General features: G+C 67.8%; 17 protein-coding genes. 9 read left to right on the top strand and 8 right to left on the bottom strand.

Annotation, left to right across the window (positions count from 1 at the left end; translation table 11 throughout):
- Nucleotides 1-138 precede the first annotated feature (138 nt).
- Nucleotides 139-2040, bottom strand: coding sequence for a translational GTPase TypA (gene typA, locus ACFQ9R_RS33170; RefSeq protein WP_378996532.1), 1902 nt, complete (start codon nucleotides 2038-2040; stop codon nucleotides 139-141).
- A gap of 125 nt (nucleotides 2041-2165) precedes the next feature.
- On the opposite strand from typA, the gene ACFQ9R_RS33175 reads away from it, so the two are divergent.
- The gene (locus tag ACFQ9R_RS33175) at nucleotides 2166-2342 is read left to right on the top strand and encodes a hypothetical protein (RefSeq protein WP_194826542.1); all 177 of its coding nucleotides are present in this window, start codon (nucleotides 2166-2168) and stop codon (nucleotides 2340-2342) included.
- Between the two features lie 21 nt (nucleotides 2343-2363).
- Entirely contained in the window at nucleotides 2364-2651 is a 288-nt protein-coding gene (locus ACFQ9R_RS33180) for a 4a-hydroxytetrahydrobiopterin dehydratase (protein ID WP_301903181.1), read from the top strand.
- Nucleotides 2652-2654: 3 nt separating this feature from the next.
- Here ACFQ9R_RS33180 and ACFQ9R_RS33185 read toward each other — a convergent pair whose 3' ends face one another.
- Nucleotides 2655-3911 carry a mannosyltransferase gene (locus ACFQ9R_RS33185; RefSeq protein ID WP_378638194.1) on the bottom strand — a complete coding sequence of 419 codons (1257 nt, stop codon included), beginning with the start codon at nucleotides 3909-3911 and terminating at the stop codon, nucleotides 2655-2657.
- Between the two features lie 264 nt (nucleotides 3912-4175).
- Between ACFQ9R_RS33185 and ACFQ9R_RS33190 the strand changes: the two genes are divergently transcribed.
- A complete protein-coding gene (locus ACFQ9R_RS33190; protein WP_378996534.1) occupies nucleotides 4176-4952 on the top strand; it encodes a hypothetical protein in 777 nt (258 codons plus the stop codon).
- 148 nt (nucleotides 4953-5100) lie between these two features.
- Nucleotides 5101-5451, top strand: a complete 351-nt coding sequence (locus tag ACFQ9R_RS33195; RefSeq protein ID WP_378996536.1) for a hypothetical protein — start codon at nucleotides 5101-5103, stop codon at nucleotides 5449-5451.
- 1 nt (nucleotide 5452) lies between these two features.
- On the opposite strand, the gene ACFQ9R_RS33200 is transcribed toward ACFQ9R_RS33195, so the two are convergent.
- The 3 genes from ACFQ9R_RS33200 to ACFQ9R_RS33210 all read right to left on the bottom strand — a co-directional run bounded on the left by ACFQ9R_RS33200 (nucleotide 5453) and on the right by ACFQ9R_RS33210 (nucleotide 8248).
- Nucleotides 5453-6163 carry a DUF1906 domain-containing protein gene (locus tag ACFQ9R_RS33200; protein WP_378996538.1) on the bottom strand — a complete coding sequence of 237 codons (711 nt, stop codon included), beginning with the start codon at nucleotides 6161-6163 and terminating at the stop codon, nucleotides 5453-5455.
- A 163-nt stretch (nucleotides 6164-6326) separates the two neighbouring features.
- Entirely contained in the window at nucleotides 6327-7475 is a 1149-nt protein-coding gene (locus ACFQ9R_RS33205) for a hypothetical protein (RefSeq protein ID WP_378996540.1), read from the bottom strand.
- Between the two features lie 188 nt (nucleotides 7476-7663).
- On the bottom strand, nucleotides 7664-8248 hold the full coding sequence (locus ACFQ9R_RS33210) for a CHAP domain-containing protein (RefSeq protein WP_378996542.1): 585 nt from the start codon (nucleotides 8246-8248) through the stop codon (nucleotides 7664-7666).
- A gap of 395 nt (nucleotides 8249-8643) precedes the next feature.
- Between ACFQ9R_RS33210 and ACFQ9R_RS33215 the strand changes: the two genes are divergently transcribed.
- Nucleotides 8644-9369 carry a helix-turn-helix domain-containing protein gene (locus ACFQ9R_RS33215; RefSeq protein WP_378996544.1) on the top strand — a complete coding sequence of 242 codons (726 nt, stop codon included), beginning with the start codon at nucleotides 8644-8646 and terminating at the stop codon, nucleotides 9367-9369.
- A 1-nt stretch (nucleotide 9370) separates the two neighbouring features.
- On the opposite strand, the gene ACFQ9R_RS33220 is transcribed toward ACFQ9R_RS33215, so the two are convergent.
- Nucleotides 9371-10798: an MFS transporter gene (locus tag ACFQ9R_RS33220; RefSeq protein ID WP_378996547.1), complete on the bottom strand. Its 1428-nt coding sequence runs from the start codon at nucleotides 10796-10798 to the stop codon at nucleotides 9371-9373.
- A 74-nt stretch (nucleotides 10799-10872) separates the two neighbouring features.
- On the opposite strand from ACFQ9R_RS33220, the gene ACFQ9R_RS33225 reads away from it, so the two are divergent.
- Nucleotides 10873-11358, top strand: a complete 486-nt coding sequence (locus tag ACFQ9R_RS33225) for a MarR family winged helix-turn-helix transcriptional regulator (RefSeq protein WP_378996549.1) — start codon at nucleotides 10873-10875, stop codon at nucleotides 11356-11358.
- A 19-nt stretch (nucleotides 11359-11377) separates the two neighbouring features.
- Nucleotides 11378-11701, top strand: a complete 324-nt coding sequence (locus ACFQ9R_RS33230; protein WP_378996551.1) for a hypothetical protein — start codon at nucleotides 11378-11380, stop codon at nucleotides 11699-11701.
- Here ACFQ9R_RS33230 and ACFQ9R_RS33235 read toward each other — a convergent pair.
- Nucleotides 11698-11982, bottom strand: coding sequence for a hypothetical protein (locus tag ACFQ9R_RS33235; protein ID WP_378996553.1), 285 nt, complete (start codon nucleotides 11980-11982; stop codon nucleotides 11698-11700). The two genes, ACFQ9R_RS33230 and ACFQ9R_RS33235, sit on opposite strands and share 4 nt — an antisense overlap.
- Nucleotides 11983-12233: 251 nt before the next feature.
- The gene (locus ACFQ9R_RS33240) at nucleotides 12234-13187 is read right to left on the bottom strand and encodes a DoxX family protein (protein ID WP_378996555.1); all 954 of its coding nucleotides are present in this window, start codon (nucleotides 13185-13187) and stop codon (nucleotides 12234-12236) included.
- Between the two features lie 121 nt (nucleotides 13188-13308).
- On the opposite strand from ACFQ9R_RS33240, the gene ACFQ9R_RS33245 reads away from it, so the two are divergent.
- Together ACFQ9R_RS33245 and ACFQ9R_RS33250 are read left to right on the top strand one after the other, a co-directional pair.
- A complete protein-coding gene (locus ACFQ9R_RS33245) occupies nucleotides 13309-13908 on the top strand; it encodes a class I SAM-dependent methyltransferase (RefSeq protein ID WP_378996557.1) in 600 nt (199 codons plus the stop codon).
- 95 nt (nucleotides 13909-14003) lie between these two features.
- Nucleotides 14004-15095, top strand: a complete 1092-nt coding sequence (locus ACFQ9R_RS33250) for an agmatine/peptidylarginine deiminase (protein WP_378996559.1) — start codon at nucleotides 14004-14006, stop codon at nucleotides 15093-15095.
- Nucleotides 15096-15127 lie beyond the last annotated feature (32 nt).

A 15127-nucleotide genomic window follows, 5' to 3' on the forward strand; every position in this document is an offset into this window, starting at 1 on the left:
GCGCCCCCCCCCACACACACGCTGCCCACTCCCCCCACCCCCGCTAACCTCTGCCGGTCGCCCATTACCGCCCCACACAACGGCGTGGGCCGGGCCGGTTTCCGGACCCGGCCCGACGCCGTTCGAAACTACTGCCGACTAGTTCGCGGCGGCCTTGTCGCGAGCCTTGCGACGCGACAGGTCGCGGGCCCGCTCGTTGGCGCCGAGGACGACCTTGCGCACGCGAACCACCTCGGGGGTGACCTCCACGCATTCGTCCTCGGTGCAGAACTCCATCGCCAGCTCGAGGTCGAGCTGCAGCGGCTTGGCCATGGTCTCGAAGGTGTCCGCGGTGGCGCTGCGCATGTTGGTCAGCTTCTTCTCGCGGGTCACGTTGATATCGAGATCCTCGGCACGCGGGTTGATGCCCACGACCATGCCCTCGTAGGTGTCGGCGCCCGGCTCGACGAAGAACTGACCACGGTCGGCCAGCTGGATCATCGCGAACGGGGTGACGGTGCCCGCGCGGTCGGAGACCAGCGAACCGGTGTGGCGGGCGCGGATCTCACCGGCCCACGGGGCGTAACCGTGGGCGACGGCGTTGGCGATGCCGGTGCCGCGGGTCTCGGTGAGGAACACGGTGCGGAAGCCGATCAGGCCACGCGAGGGGACGATGAACTCCATGCGCACCCAGCCGGCGGCGTGGTTGCTCATCTGCACCATCTTGCCCTTGCGGGCGGCCAGCAGCTGGGTGATCGCGCCCAGGTACTCGTCGGGGCAGTCGATGGTCAGCTCTTCGAACGGCTCGTGGGTCTTGCCGTCGACCTGCTTGGTGACCACCTGCGGCTTACCGACGGTGAGCTCGAAGCCCTCACGGCGCATCTGCTCGACGAGGATGGCCAGCGCCAGCTCACCACGACCCTGCACCTCCCAGGCGTCGGGACGGCCGATGTCGAGCACGCGCAGCGAGACGTTACCGATGAGCTCGGAATCCAGGCGCGACTTGAGCATGCGGGCGGTGAGCTTGTGGCCCTGCACCCGGCCGACCAGCGGCGAGGTGTTGGTGCCGATGACCACCGAGATGGCGGGCTCGTCGACGGTGATGCGCGGCAGCGCGACCGGGTTCTCCGGATCGGCGAGGGTGTCGCCGATCATGATGTCGGGGATACCGGCGATGGCGACGATGTCGCCGGCCTCGGCGACCTCGCCGGGCTGACGCTCGACACCGATCGTCTGGAGCAGCTCGGTGATCTTGACCGTCTTGGCGCCGTCGGCGTTGATCCAGGTGACGTTCTGACCCTTGCGCAGCTCGCCCGCGTAGATGCGGACCAGGGCCAGGCGGCCGAGGAACGCCGACGCGTCGAGGTTGGTGACGTGGGCCTGCAGCGGCGCGTCCTTGTTGCTCTTCGGCGCCGGGATGTAGTCCATCAGCACCTCGAACAGGGCATCGAGGTTCTCGGCGTCGGGTGCGGAACCGTTTTCCGGCTCGACCTTCGACGCCTTGCCCTCACGGCCCGAGGCGTAGAGAACCGGCAGATCCAGCGCCAGCTCGGCGGCTTCGGCGGCCTCGTCGTCGAGGTCGGAGGCCAAGTCGAGCAGCAAGTCGTGCGACTCGGAGACGACCTCGGCGATGCGGGCGTCCGGGCGGTCGGTCTTGTTGACGACCAGGATCACGGGCAGCTTCGCCGCCAGCGCCTTGCGCAGCACGAAACGGGTCTGGGGCAGCGGGCCCTCGGACGCGTCGACGAGCAGCACGACACCGTCGACCATGGACAGGCCGCGCTCGACCTCGCCACCGAAGTCGGCGTGGCCGGGGGTGTCGATCACGTTGATGACGGTGAGAGAACCGTCGGGGTTATGGCGATGGACGGCGGTGTTCTTTGCGAGAATGGTGATGCCCTTCTCGCGCTCGAGATCACCGGAGTCCATGACTCGGTCGACCAGTTCGGCTCGCTCAGCGAACGCGCCCGACTGACGAAGCATGGCGTCCACCAGCGTCGTCTTGCCGTGGTCGACGTGGGCCACGATGGCGACGTTGCGAAAATCGCGTGAAGACGACACGCCTCAATCCTCCTGCTGTTGATGTATTTGGCGCGCATTCATCTGGCATCGCGGCCTGTTACACCCTACCGGTAGCTTCGCCGCGACCTCGTGTCAGGCTTTGTACTTAGGTTACGCTAACTCCCATGGGCAAGGTGAAGGCGAAGAAGGTCTCGAGCCTGAAGCCGAAGAAAAAGTGCTGCAGGAAGAAGACGCGCTGCTTCAAATGCCCCGTCGTCATCATGCGAATGAAGAAGGCCGAGGCCGCCGGAACATGCGGTAAAGATCTCAAAAAGGCGTTGAAGCTGGCGCGTGCCAAGTAGGCGGAGGGGTACAACCGAAGTATGAGTACTCCGCTGCTCTCCGCCCCCGAACTCACCATCGCGCTGGCCACCCTGCCGGAGTGGTCACGCGAGGGTGACGCGATCACCCGCACGGTGCAGGCACCGAGTTTCCTCGCCGGCATCGAGACGGTACGCAAGGTCGCCACCGCGGCCGAGGCTGCCGATCATCATCCCGATATCGATATTCGTTGGCGCACACTGCGTTTCACGCTGAGTACGCACTCGGCGGGTGGGCTCACCGCGCTCGATACGGCGATGGCGCACACCATCGACGACCTCGTCGGCTGAGCGTCAGCTCGCGGGCACCTCGGCCGTGCGACGGCCGGGGAGTTGAGCGCGCAAGGTCTCGCGACCGCGCCAGATCAGCCAGCCGAGCAGCACGAACACGCCGATCACGTCGACCGCGCCGAGCCAGGCCAGCGGCCACGGGCGCGGGATGGTCCAGATCGTCGGCTGCGCGAACGAGAGCACCCACGGCACACCCACCAACATCGTCAGCACCCAGAACCCGGCGATGATCCGCGCGACCCGCTCGTCGCGCAGCGGCCCGTAGAGCAGCCACAGCGCGGTCGGGATCAGCCAGACCCAGTGGTGCGACCAGGAGATCGGCGAGATCATCAGCCCGAACAGCTGCACCAGCACCAGGGTGCCGAGCCGGTCGTCGGGGCCGAGGGTGCGCCACGCGCAGAACGCCAGCACCGCCGTGACCGCGACCGCGGCCAGCCACCACGGCCCGGACTGCACGTCGTAACCCAGGATGCGGCTCAGCGCGCCGCGCAGCGACTGGTTCCACACCGAGCCCACGGGGCCGATCCGGTCCGCGTCGCCGAGCAGAGTGCCGAAATAGCGCTTCGCCTCGTGGGCATTGATGAGAAAGCTCACAGCGACGGTCAGCCCGAAGGCCCCCGCCGACCACAGCACCGTCGCCCAGCGCCGCCGCGCCACGAAGTACAGACCGGTGATGGCCGGGGTCAGCTTGATGCCGGCGATCACGCCGACGAGGGTGCCCGAGATCCACCACCGCGCACTGCGGACGGCCAGCATCGCGCCGAGCACCAGGAACACATTGACCTGGCCGTAGTCGATCGTTGTTCGCACCGGCTCCAGCCAGACGCCGAGCGCGGTCCAGCCGACGGCCGCGGTGATCCACGGCGTCTGCTTCGCCTTCGCCGCGCCGAGGAGCAGTTCGAAGCTGATCCGGATCACACCGTAGAGCGCGGCCACCGTGGCCAGCATCCAGCCGACCGCCACCAGGGTGAACGGCAGATAGTGCAGCGGGAAGAACACCAGCGCCGCGAACGGTGGATAGGTGAACGGCAGCGGGAAGTCCGGCGTCACCTCGGAGTAGGTGAAGTCGTAGAGCCGATCGGTGAGCAGCGAGGCCGAGCCGTCGACGTACACGTGCAGATCGACGACATTGAGCCCGTTCGGGGCGAAGAGCATCCAGGCCAGCCTGGCGAGCACGGACAGTCCGAGCAGCGCGAGAGCCCATCGGAGGTGTCGGTTCAAGGCCAGGCTTTCGGTCGGATGGGTGGCGTCGCGCGCCATTTCGCGGTGCTCCGCTACTTTAACCAGGCGCCCGCGCGCCACCGGCGGCCACCGGCCACCCCGACACCATGGATAACATTTGCATCAACATCCCCAGGTGTAACACCGGTCAGGGCTAGCGTCGATGAACATGGTTCGGGCCGGTGATCCGCTCAGGGCCCGGCGGCTGTACAACACGGCAGCGTTGTCCTTAGAGTGACCCCCGACATGTTGGGGTCGACAACCCTCGCCCATCGCAAAACCGAGGTAAGGACGGCTAGACAAGTGCTTCGTAGCCGAGGATCGCGGATCGCAACGACCGCTCTCGCCATCGCGGCAGGCGCCATGCTCGCCGCGCCTGCTTCTATCGCCGCGCCCGCGCCAGCCCCACAGGCGGCGCCGATCAGCGTCCCGATGGTGCCGGAAGGCGTCCCTGTCGACGCGCTAGCCGCCTTCGCCCCCGCCGTGGCGGGCCTGGTCGCAGGCCCCGCCGACGTCGCCAGCCCACAGACCGCCCTGCTCGATCAGGCGCGCGTACTGCTGGCCACGCTGAACCTGCCGCCCGCCATCAAGGCCACCCTCGAGCGGATCATCACCTTCCTCGACGGCAGCGGCGGCGGCGGTCCCGAGCTCCCGCAGGACGGCCCGGCCATCGCGCAGTTCCTGTACCCGACGATCGGCAAGGGCTGCATCGGCGACGGCGCCGATTCGGTCGGCACCGCGCTCGCGGTCGCCGGTCCGGCGCAGCTGCCCCCGCCCGGACCCGCCGCCGGACAGGCCGGTTTCGTGTTCACCGCGCTCGGTACCAAGGCCCCGACCGGCGAGCAGAACCCGCCGATGACGGTGCAGTGGCTCAACCTCGATACCCGTCAGTCCGCGATCCAGACGCTGACCGACGAGGCCAAGATCAACCCCGGCGGTCCGGCCACCCTGTCGGCCATCGCCGACACCGGCCACGGCCGCGTGGTCGCGGTGATCTCGGGTTCGCTCACCACCGCCGCCGAGGGCGCCGCACCACGCACCTGCACGTTCATGCCGACCCTCGGCTTCTTCACCGTCTGAGATGCTCTCCCGCCTCCCCGCGACTTCAGGCCGGACCTGAGCCGCGGGGAGGTTTGCGTTCGGCGGCCAGACCATGGTTGTCCTGCTCGCGTTGCTGTGTGCTCGCGCAGGGTTCCCGCCGGCTGAGCGGTGTGGTAAACCGGGATCCATGGCGACCACGCACGGTTCTTCCCGGAATGTTCGGTCGATTCGGAGCAGCCGCTCGATTCTGTCCTATCGATCCGAGGGGTCGATCCTGTCGATCGGATCGGCCTATTCGGTGTTGTCGATCGGCAGTGTCGGATCGGTGCTGTCCATCGGCTCGATCGGGTCGTTCGGGTCCGCGATCTCCTCGCTGTCGTTCGCCAGCGTCGGGTCGGCGCTGTCGGGTCTGTCGCGGTGGTCACTGATGTCGTGGCGCGGGGTGCTCGCCGAGCCCGAGGTGCGATCAGCGTTGCGCGTGATGCCCGACGACGAGCCCGATATCCGGTGCGGAGCGACCTGCCACTGCCAGACCTAACTCACCACTGGCCGTAGTCCTCGGCCAGCACCCGGTTCAGGTCGACGCCGATGCCGTCGATCGAGCGTTTGTCGATCTCGAATTGGTGCAGATGCGCGGAGTCGTGCACGAATCCGCGCTCGGTGCCCCAGTTGTGTTGCCAGAACCAGGAACCCAGGCCCGCGTCGAGTGCGCGGTCGATGGTCGGCGCGTTGGCGTAGATGCCGACGAGGTCGGGTCCGAGCACCGACTGCCAGCCCTCGATATAGGGCGCGATCATCTCCTCGAAGTCCTCGTCCGAGGGGTTGTCGTCGATGGAGGCGTAGATCGGCGCGGTGTCGGGTCCGCCCGCGGCGGTGTGGATGGCCCAACCGCGTTCGGCGTGTTCCTTGCCCGCTTCGAGGCCACCGCGCCAGTCGGCCGTCGGGCCCTTGCCGAACTGGTAGTTCGACACGATCGACAGGCCGTGCGTCCACAGGTCCTCGACCTCGGCGGCGAGCAGCGGTTTACCTTCCATCCACTCCGCGCCGGGCCTGCGCTCGGAGACGTAGCGGATGACGCCGATATGTCCTTCGGCCGCGATCGACGCGGCGGAGGGGACCCCCGCGGCGTAGTCGACCATGGTGCCGAAGGATTGGGCCCGGGCGGGTGCGGCGGCGAGGCCGGCACCGATCGTGGCCGCGGCGGCGGCCAAGCCGAAGAACTTCCGCCGGGTCACCGGAACAGAACGCATCGCAGGACTCCTTCGCGCAACCCGACCCTCAACCGGTAAGCGAACCCGGCGCGCCTTCCCCGAATCTCGCGCGCCGGGAGTCTAGAACGTGCGACTCATTGCACCACAACCCCAGGGGAACCGCCAGAACCAATGGCAACATTCGCCCCACGAGTCACAGGAGTCAGGCCGCGCCGTCGATCGCCGCGCCCACATCGATGGTGCGTCCGGTCGGATCGGCCAGTTCGGTGCTGACCACCGCGACGACCTGTGCCATCACCTGCTTCTTGATCCCGGCCAATCGGCCGAGGGTGGCCGCCCGCAGGCCCTTCGCGGTGAACTCCATCGAGATGTCCTCGAGCGCGGGCGGCGGCACCTCGATCACGATCTGGAGCGGCTCGGCGGCCCGTGCCGTGAGAACGAGCGGGATCTCCAGGTCGGCACGGTAGTGGTTGGCCTTGAGCACGTCGACGGTGATATCGAGCCCCACCGGCAGCGTCATATCGAAGATCCGCAGGTCACCTGGCTCACCGAGGCCACGGTCGATCACCCGTGGCTGCTCGATCGCCCCGCGCACGGTCACCGTGGCCGCGCCGCGCGGGCCCTCGGACAACGGTCCCACCTCGATCGCGCTGCCCGCCAGCTGACCGACCACGCCGTGCACACGATCCCTGGTGACGATGGTGGTGAAGAAGCGCAGCCCGAACTCGCGGTAGTCGATCCAGTCGAAAACGGTGTCGTTGCGATGCGGTGAGCGGTAGCCGTCCAGGATCGCCTCGATGTCGAAGACGCGCTCCGAACGGACCTTCGGATCGCCCACGATGGTGTTGACCCGGTTGGCGACCTCGCGCTGCACCAGGCCCGCGATCGGGTCGAGCAGCATTTCCCACGCACCGTCGATGGCCTCGGCGCGCAAGGTGAAGCTGACATCCTTGGCCGTCACCGGGGCGACATCGATCACGACCAGCAGCGGAGCGGCGGTGCGGGCGTGCAGCGTGAGCCCGATCTCCACCACGGCTGCCAGGCGCAGTTTGCGTCCGCCCAGAACCAGGTTCACGGCCAGGGTCAGCGGGATCCGCACACCGAAGCTCAGCGCGTCACCGGGTGTGCGGGTGACCACGGGGGTGCCCAGCGTGCCCTCGGCGACGAAACCGGCCAATCCCGCGGGCCCGAGCGAGAACGGCCCGATCTTCACGCCACGCCCGGTCATCCCCGACACGGCGGCGGCGATGCGCTCCTCGGTCACCGCGTAGGTGACGAACCGTTCGCCGAAATCGGCGTACTCGATCCACATCGGGTCACGACGTGGCTCTTCGTCCACCTTCACACGCACATCGAACACGGTACGTGACGTCGGCGAACCCGCTGCTGGTGGCACAACTCCCCCGTCCTGCCGATGAGGGGGAAGCAGGACGGAGGAGCCGGCGACGGCGCTGCCGGGCGCCGCGAGTTCCATGGTACGGGTATCAGCGTGGTACCGCCGTCCAGGATCCTCGCAGTTGTCTTGAGCGCCAATCGATTTCAGAATCGCCCGTAACCGACCAGATCTGCGGTTTCGGCCGGGGTGATGGTGCGCACCCGAACCCCGCCCAGCTCGTTGCCGCCGATGGTGGTGATCGTGTCCCCCTCCGCCTTCAGCACGATGTTGGTGTGCTGACCGAGCGGACTGTCGGGACCGTAGAGCACCACGTCGCCGGTGCGTGGCCGGTAGCCGACGTCGGGGCGGGTGAATCGGCCGACCTGCTGGTAGTACTCCTGCAGCGTGTACACGCCGGGGATGCGCCAGGAACCGGAGTTCGGGTTCGCCAGCGGCCTGCCCGCCTCGCGCATCGTCCAGCTCACGAAGTCGGCGCACCAGGCCTCCTGGACGCCCTCGGCGTACTTCGGGCCGTCGCCGGGCTGCTCGTATTCGCGGCGCAACACATCCACGAGCACGATCTGCTGCTCGTCGAGACGTTCGCTGTCGAGCGCGGGGAACTGATCACCCCAATCGTGCTGCCACCACACCAGTCCGACAGCGACGACCGTCGCCGCCGCCAGCATCCCGGAGATGCCGGCGATCCAGGACGTGCGCCGTCCAGGTCGTTCGGCTCGAATCTGCGTCATCGCCCCCCGCTCTCGTTCATCCTTCTGACCTATTGGACGAATCACGAGCGCTTTCGGTTCCCGCTCACGCGTGTTTTCCGAAGCGGACGGGCGACCACCGGATGGACCCCTGCGCCACCCGGGTATCAGCCCGGCAATCGCTCTCGGCGCGCACGAGGCGAGCGCGCGCGCCGTCCCCTCCGGCGACAATCGTCCGCGCAGGGGTGGTGTCGAACACTTCCGCTCCGGAACACACTGGCCCGACCAGCACAAAGGCCGAAAATCGTCCTGGGCGCGGCGACCGGGCAGCCAGGCGGTCTCCCGCTCGGCTGACATGAGTGTCAGCGAAACCTTTACCCTCGGTCAAGCTAGACGACTGTCCCAATTTGTACCGGCGACCGAAACAGGAGTGCATTGTGGAAGACCCGAACGCGTCGATATCGCGGTACCTGCGCGAACGCCGCGAATCGTCGGGCCTGACCAGGTCGGCGCTCGGCGAGGCGGCTGGCATCTCGCCCGCTCTCATCCAGAAGATCGAACAGGGTACTCGCACACCGACATTGGAGGCGCTCACCGCGCTGTTCGACGCGCTCGACGTACCCGAAGTGTTCCGCGACCACCTGGTCTCGCTGTCGGTGGCCCCTCGCTACGACTCGCCACCGTCGCTGGTCCGCCCGGCCGACCAGGTGCTGATCGACGGGATCACCCATCCGGCCAGCCTGCAACTACATCCGGTCTTCGAGGTCCTGGCCACCAATGCCGCGTGGCGGCTCGTCTTCCCCGGCCTGGAAACGGGCGAGTCGATGCTCGAGTGGATGCTCCTCGATCCGCGCGCCAAGGCGGCCCTGGTCGACTGGGAGCAGCAAGTGCACATGTGCGTCTACGGGTTTCGCGTGATGGGGCCGGGATTGGCGGCGCGGGCACGGATCGCCGAGATCGTCGGCACATGCGCGCAGGCTCCCGAGTGGGAGAAGTTCTGGACCACCGAGCCCCCGGCCGCGCACGGACCCGACGGCCCGGTGGTGCAGCTGCGCGATCCGCACACCGGCGCGGCGGTGCCGATGGCGGTGCACTCCCTCGGCGCCGCCCTGGTGCCGCGCCGGGACTGGTCGCTGGTGGTGTACTCGCCGATCGCGGACTGACTCAGCCGGCTTTCTTCTTGCCCATCGGGATGCACATGGTCAAAGCGATCGCCGCGACCGCACCCGCCATCGCGATGAAGAACGCGGTGTGGAACGCCGACCGGGTCGGCACCATGTGCGGGCCCAGCTGCATGGTCATATGGGCGAGCACGACACCCATCACCGCCGCCGAGGTCGAGGTGCCGATGGAACGCATCAGCGAGTTGAGGCCGTTGGCGGCGCCGGTCTCGCTCAGCGGCACCGCACCCATGATCAGCGCGGGCATGGCCGCGTACGCCAGGCCGACGCCGCCCGCGACGATGACCGCCGACAGGATGATCTGCCACACGGTGTCCATCATCACGACCGCGCACAGGTAGCCGACAGCGATCACGGCCGAGCCGAGCGCCAGCGTGAACTTCGGGCCCTTCTTCGCCGTCAGGCGCGCCGACACCGGCGAGAGCAGCATCATCACCAGACCGGTCGGCGCCATCACCAGGCCCGCGACCACCATCGACAGCCCGAAACCGTAACCGGTCTGCTCGGGCGCCATGAGCAGCTGCGGGAACGTCAGTGACATGCCGTAGAGCGAGAAGCCCACCGCGATCGAGGCCATATTGGTGAACAGCACCCGTGGGCGGGCCGAGACCCGCAGGTCGACGAGCGGCGCGGTGCGGCGCAGTTCATAGGCGCCCCAGCCGAGGAAACTCACCAGCGACAGACCGAACAGCGCGAGGATCGAGCCGCTGGCCCAGCCCCAGTCGGCGCCCTTGGTGATGCCGATCAGCAACGTGAGCAGGGCGATCGAGAGGCCGATCGCACCGGCGAAGTCGAAGCGTGAGGGCGTGCGCACCGGCGATTCCGGCACGAACACCACAACCAGCACCGCGCACACCACACCGAGTCCGGCCGCGGTCCAGAACAGCATGTGCCAGTTCGCGTTCTGCGCGATCAGCGCCGAGAACGGCAGGCCGACGGCACCGCCGACACCTAGGGTCGCGCTCATCACCGCCATCGCGCCGCCGACCTTCTCGGGCGGGAGTTCGTCGCGCATGATGCTGATCCCCAGCGGGATCGCGCCCACCGCGATGCCCTGCAGCGACCGGCCGATCACCTCGGGCAGCAGCGAGCTCGCGGTCGCGCAGACCACCGAGCCGACGATCATGAACCCGAGATTGGTGACGAGAATGCGGCGCTTACCGAACATGTCGCCGAGTCGTCCGGCGATCGGCGTCGACACCGCGCCGGCCAGCAGGGTGGCGGTGACCACCCAGGAGGCATTGGACGCCGACGTGTTCAGCAGGGTCGGCAGCGACGGGATGATCGGAATGACCAGCGTCTGCATGAGCGAGACGACGATGCCGACCGTACTGAGCACCGCGATCAGCACGGCCGGGGCCGGACGTCGGGTTTCGGGGATGGCCGGTGCGGCCTCGGCAGTTACAGACACGAATTTGCACAGTACACAGCATGTGCATAGTACACAATTTGGTGCCGGGGTGACCCACACGACATAGTTGGCACATGCCCGATTCCGGCCCCGCCGACGACACCCCCTTCACCCGCCTGGTGTTCGAGCTGAACCTGATCTCGCGGCACTTCCCCACCACCACCCGCAGACGCCCCGGTTTCCTGCTCGACCGATCGGCGTTCCTCATCCTGACCCGGCTCGATCTCGGCGAACCGCTGAGCCTGCGCGAGTTGTCGGAGTCCTTCCAGCTCGACATCTCCACCATCAACCGCCAGGTCGGCGCGATGTTGAAGCAGGAACTGGTGCAACGAGTTCCCGATCCCGACGGCGGTGTCGCCCGCAAGATCAAGATGACCGCCGACGGGAAGGCCGCGCTCGAAGCCGATCGACGGCACCGCAGCAGCGATATCGGCAAGGTCGTCGCCGACTGGGACGCCGACGATGTCACCGAGCTCAGCAGGCTGATGCGCAAGTTCAACCGGTCGGTCGAACAGCTGGAGGAAAACCCGTGGCCCAGACCGCCGCACAGCGACAGCTGAGCGCGCTAGGCTGCCCGGCGTGGTCACTCACCGGTCTACCCGCCCGAGCTGGCTTTCCTGGGACAACTACTTCGTCGGCGTCGGCGGACTGGTCCTCGGCCTGTGCTTCGGCGTCTGCGCCGCGCTGATCGCCGGGCCAGGACACAATCTCGCGGCGATCGTCCTCGTCGCGCTCGCCGTGCTCTGCGTCCTGCCCGCGCTGCTGCGCGCCCTCGGCGAACTCAGTGTGTGGGTACGCCTGGCGATCCTGCTGATCGGCTTCGCGCTGCTGCTACCCGCGATTCTGCTCAGCGGCGAGGTGCGCGACTGGGCAGCGGAGCGCTGGGAAAAAGCCTGGAACTAACTGTTGCGCAGCGGGACCGAGAGCAGCATGCGCAGGGTGTTGTGGATGAACTGCGTCGACTGCCAGGTGAGGTAGGAAGCGACCGCCGGATCGACCGCACCCGACCCGGAAGCCGAACCCGAGGCCAGGTTCGCGGAACCACTGGCCGAACCGGACGCCGAGCCCGAACCCGGAAGTGCCGCAGCGGTTCCCGCCGAACCGAGCAGTCCGATCAGCACCGTCGCTCCCACCACTGCGACTCGAACGGCATACGGCTTGGACGTTTCACGACCGGACAACATCAGATGAATCCCACTCTGTCGAAAAGCATTGCGAATGCCCAGTATTCACACCAGAACTCACCGCCAAACCTAATTCGCCGGATTGCCCCGATGTCAGGTTCGCGCGGTGAGTTCGTCGGTATGCCCGACCCCGGATTTATGGTGCGCCACAGCAGGTGGGAACGCCAGACCACGATTATCGGGGCATAACGAACAGACCGGCCGGGTTCACCTCGTCATCGTGGCCCGGCCCGGCCTCTGGGATTCGAGTGCTATCGCCTCGACCACCGGCGCGCGGGAGCTGCGATCTCCTCACGCTCCCGTGCGGCGGTGGCCAATTCCGAACCGCGTTCGCGAGCCGTATCCACCAGATACGTGCCTCGTTCGCGCGCGGCTTCGGCCAGCTCGGGACCCTTCTCCTTGGCGACGTCGGCGATCTGGGCACCACGGGTGCGCGCCGCCTCGGCCACCTCGGGACCTCGATCCTTGGCCACCTCGACCAGGTGCGCGCCACGGCTGCGCACGGCTTCGGCCACCTCGGGGCCACGATCCTTGGCCACCTCGACCAGATGGGCGCTGCGGCTGCGCACCGCGTCGGCCAGCTGCGGCCCACGTTCCCGGGCGATCTCGGCCAGCGCGGTGCCTCGCTCGTTCGCGACCTCCGCCAGATGCGCGCCCTGCTCGTGGACGACATCGGCGAGGTGCGCGCCCCGAACCTTGGCCGCGGCGGCGATGGCAGCGCCCTCGGCCGCGATGCGGGGCTCCTCACGCGAGAACGCTCGCCGGGCTCGCCAGCCCAGCGACGGCTTGCCCTCGGTGTCGGCCGCCGCGATCATCAGCCCGCCGAGCAACCCGAGGTCCTTCAAGAACCCCACCCGCTTGGCTGCCCTGCGGTCGGGGTCGTTCTCGGCCCAGAAGTCCTGCTCGGTGACGGTTCCCGGCACCACGGTCGCGGCGAGCACCAGGGCCGCGGGCCGCGGCGCGCGTCCGCTGGCCAGCAACAACCCACCGACCACCTGCGCCGCGGAGTTCACGCGGACGAATTGACTCGGATCGTCGGGCACCCGTGCCGCGAGTGCGTCGGGCAGGCCGGTCCTGCCCTTGTCGGCCAGCGCGTTGGCGGCGGCGGCGCGGGGCTTCTGATTCATCAACCCGTTCACTCCGGCGGCCACGAATGTGGTCCCCAGCAGTGCGCGAGCAATGCGTCGAACAGGCTTGATCGGCATCGTCGATCCCTTCGTGTCTACGACTGGGAAAACGGCTCCCTACATTCGACTACCCGGGTCTTCCCATCACAAACGATGGACGAAACCGGGCATGCCCTGTTCAGTGACTAGCGTCGACCGGGTGCCCGACAACACCGTCCAAGCCGCCTACACCGCCATCCACACCCTCTACATCGATCTGTTCGGCTCCCCTTCCGACCTCCCCCCCGACGACGCGGCCTTCGCCCTCACCCACCTGGCCCCGGGCCCCGTCCTCGACCTCGGCTGCGGCCCCGGCCACTTCACGAAGTTCCTCACCGACGCCGGCGTCCCCGCCACCGGCATAGACCTGGTCCCCGAATTCATCGCCTACGCGCGGGCGGCCTACCCGGACATCGCGTTCGAACTCGGCTCGATCCGTTCCCTCGATGCGCCCACCGCGTCCGTCCCCGGCATCCTCGCCTGGTTCTCGCTCATCCACATGCCCCCTGCGGAACTCCCCACCGTGCTGGCGGAATTCCACCGGGTGCTCACCCCGAACGGCCGCCTGGTGATCGGCTTCTTCGAGTCCACCGACACCGTCGAACCCTTCCCCCACAAAGTCACCACCGCCTACCGTTACCCCACCGACCAGCTCGCCGAAGTCCTGCGCGCGGCCGGATTCACCGAGGTCGACCGCCTCCACCACCCCGCAGTGGGAGACGTCCGGCCCCACTCCGCGCTGGCGGTCGTCAAGTCGTGAAACCACGACGCCGTCACTTGGCTGACACGGATCGCCATTCTTGACTAAATTTTCAGTCAGGATGTACGGTTCTCGACAGCGGAAAGGAGAACCCGATGCGACGACGTACGTTCGTCCAGGCCACGATGGCCGCGTTCAGCGTGCTGGTGGCGGGCTGCGACGACAGTGCAGACAGCGACGACAGGACCTGGCTCATGCCCGAGGAGGGGCAGCCGCACCAGCGCACCTGGATGGCGTTCGTGGCCGACGAGCAGATCTGGGGCGCGAAGCTGGTGCCGGAGGTCCAGCGCAACCTGGCCACCATCGCCACCACGATCGCCCGCTTCGAACCGGTCTCGATGCTGGTGCGCCCCGGCGATCTGGCACGGGCGCAGAGCCTGATCGGTAACGCGAACGTGGAGCTGATCACCACCGACCTCGACGACCTGTGGATGCGCGACACCGGCCCGGTGTTCGTGCGGAGCGGCAATGCCAGGGCCGGTGTGGATTTCAACTTCAACGGCTGGGGTGAGAAGCAGGATTACCGCGCCGATAGCAAGGTGGCGCAGTTCGTCACCGGCCGCGCGGGCGTCGAGACTCTGCACACCGATCTGGTACTCGAAGGCGGCGCGCTCGAGGTCGACGGAGAGGGCACGGCGATCATCACCGAGAGCTGCGTACTCAACAACAATCGCAACCCCGGCTGGAAGAAGGCCGATGTCGAAGAGGAACTCGACTACCTGCTCGGTATCGAGAAGGTGATCTGGCTGCCCGGCATCGCGGGCGCGGACATCACCGACGGGCACACAGATTTCTACGCCCGCTTCGCCGGTCCCGGCGTGGTCGTCGCCGGGCTCGACAACGACCCGGATTCCTTCGACTACGACGTCACCCGTCGCCACCTCGACATCCTGCGCTCGGCGACCGACGCGCACGGTCGCGCGCTGCGAGTCGAGGTGCTCGAGGGTCCGGCCACGGTGCGCGAGCAGTTCGCGGACGACGATTTCGCCGCGGGCTACATCAACTTCTACGTCTGCAACGGTGCCGTCGTCGGCCCCGAATTCGGTGATCCGGCGACCGATGCCGCCACCAAATCCACCCTGGAGCGGCTGTTTCCCGGCCGGGAGGTGGTGCAGATCAACATCGATGGCATCGCCGCTGGTGGCGGCGGTATCCACTGCACCACCCAGCAGGAACCCGCCGGCTGAGCCCGGCAGCGGCACCACCGCCGCGATCACGT

Origin of the sequence: Nocardia sp. NPDC056541 (genome assembly GCF_042794235.1) — a bacterium.
Lineage (GTDB): Bacteria > Actinomycetota > Actinomycetes > Mycobacteriales > Mycobacteriaceae > Nocardia.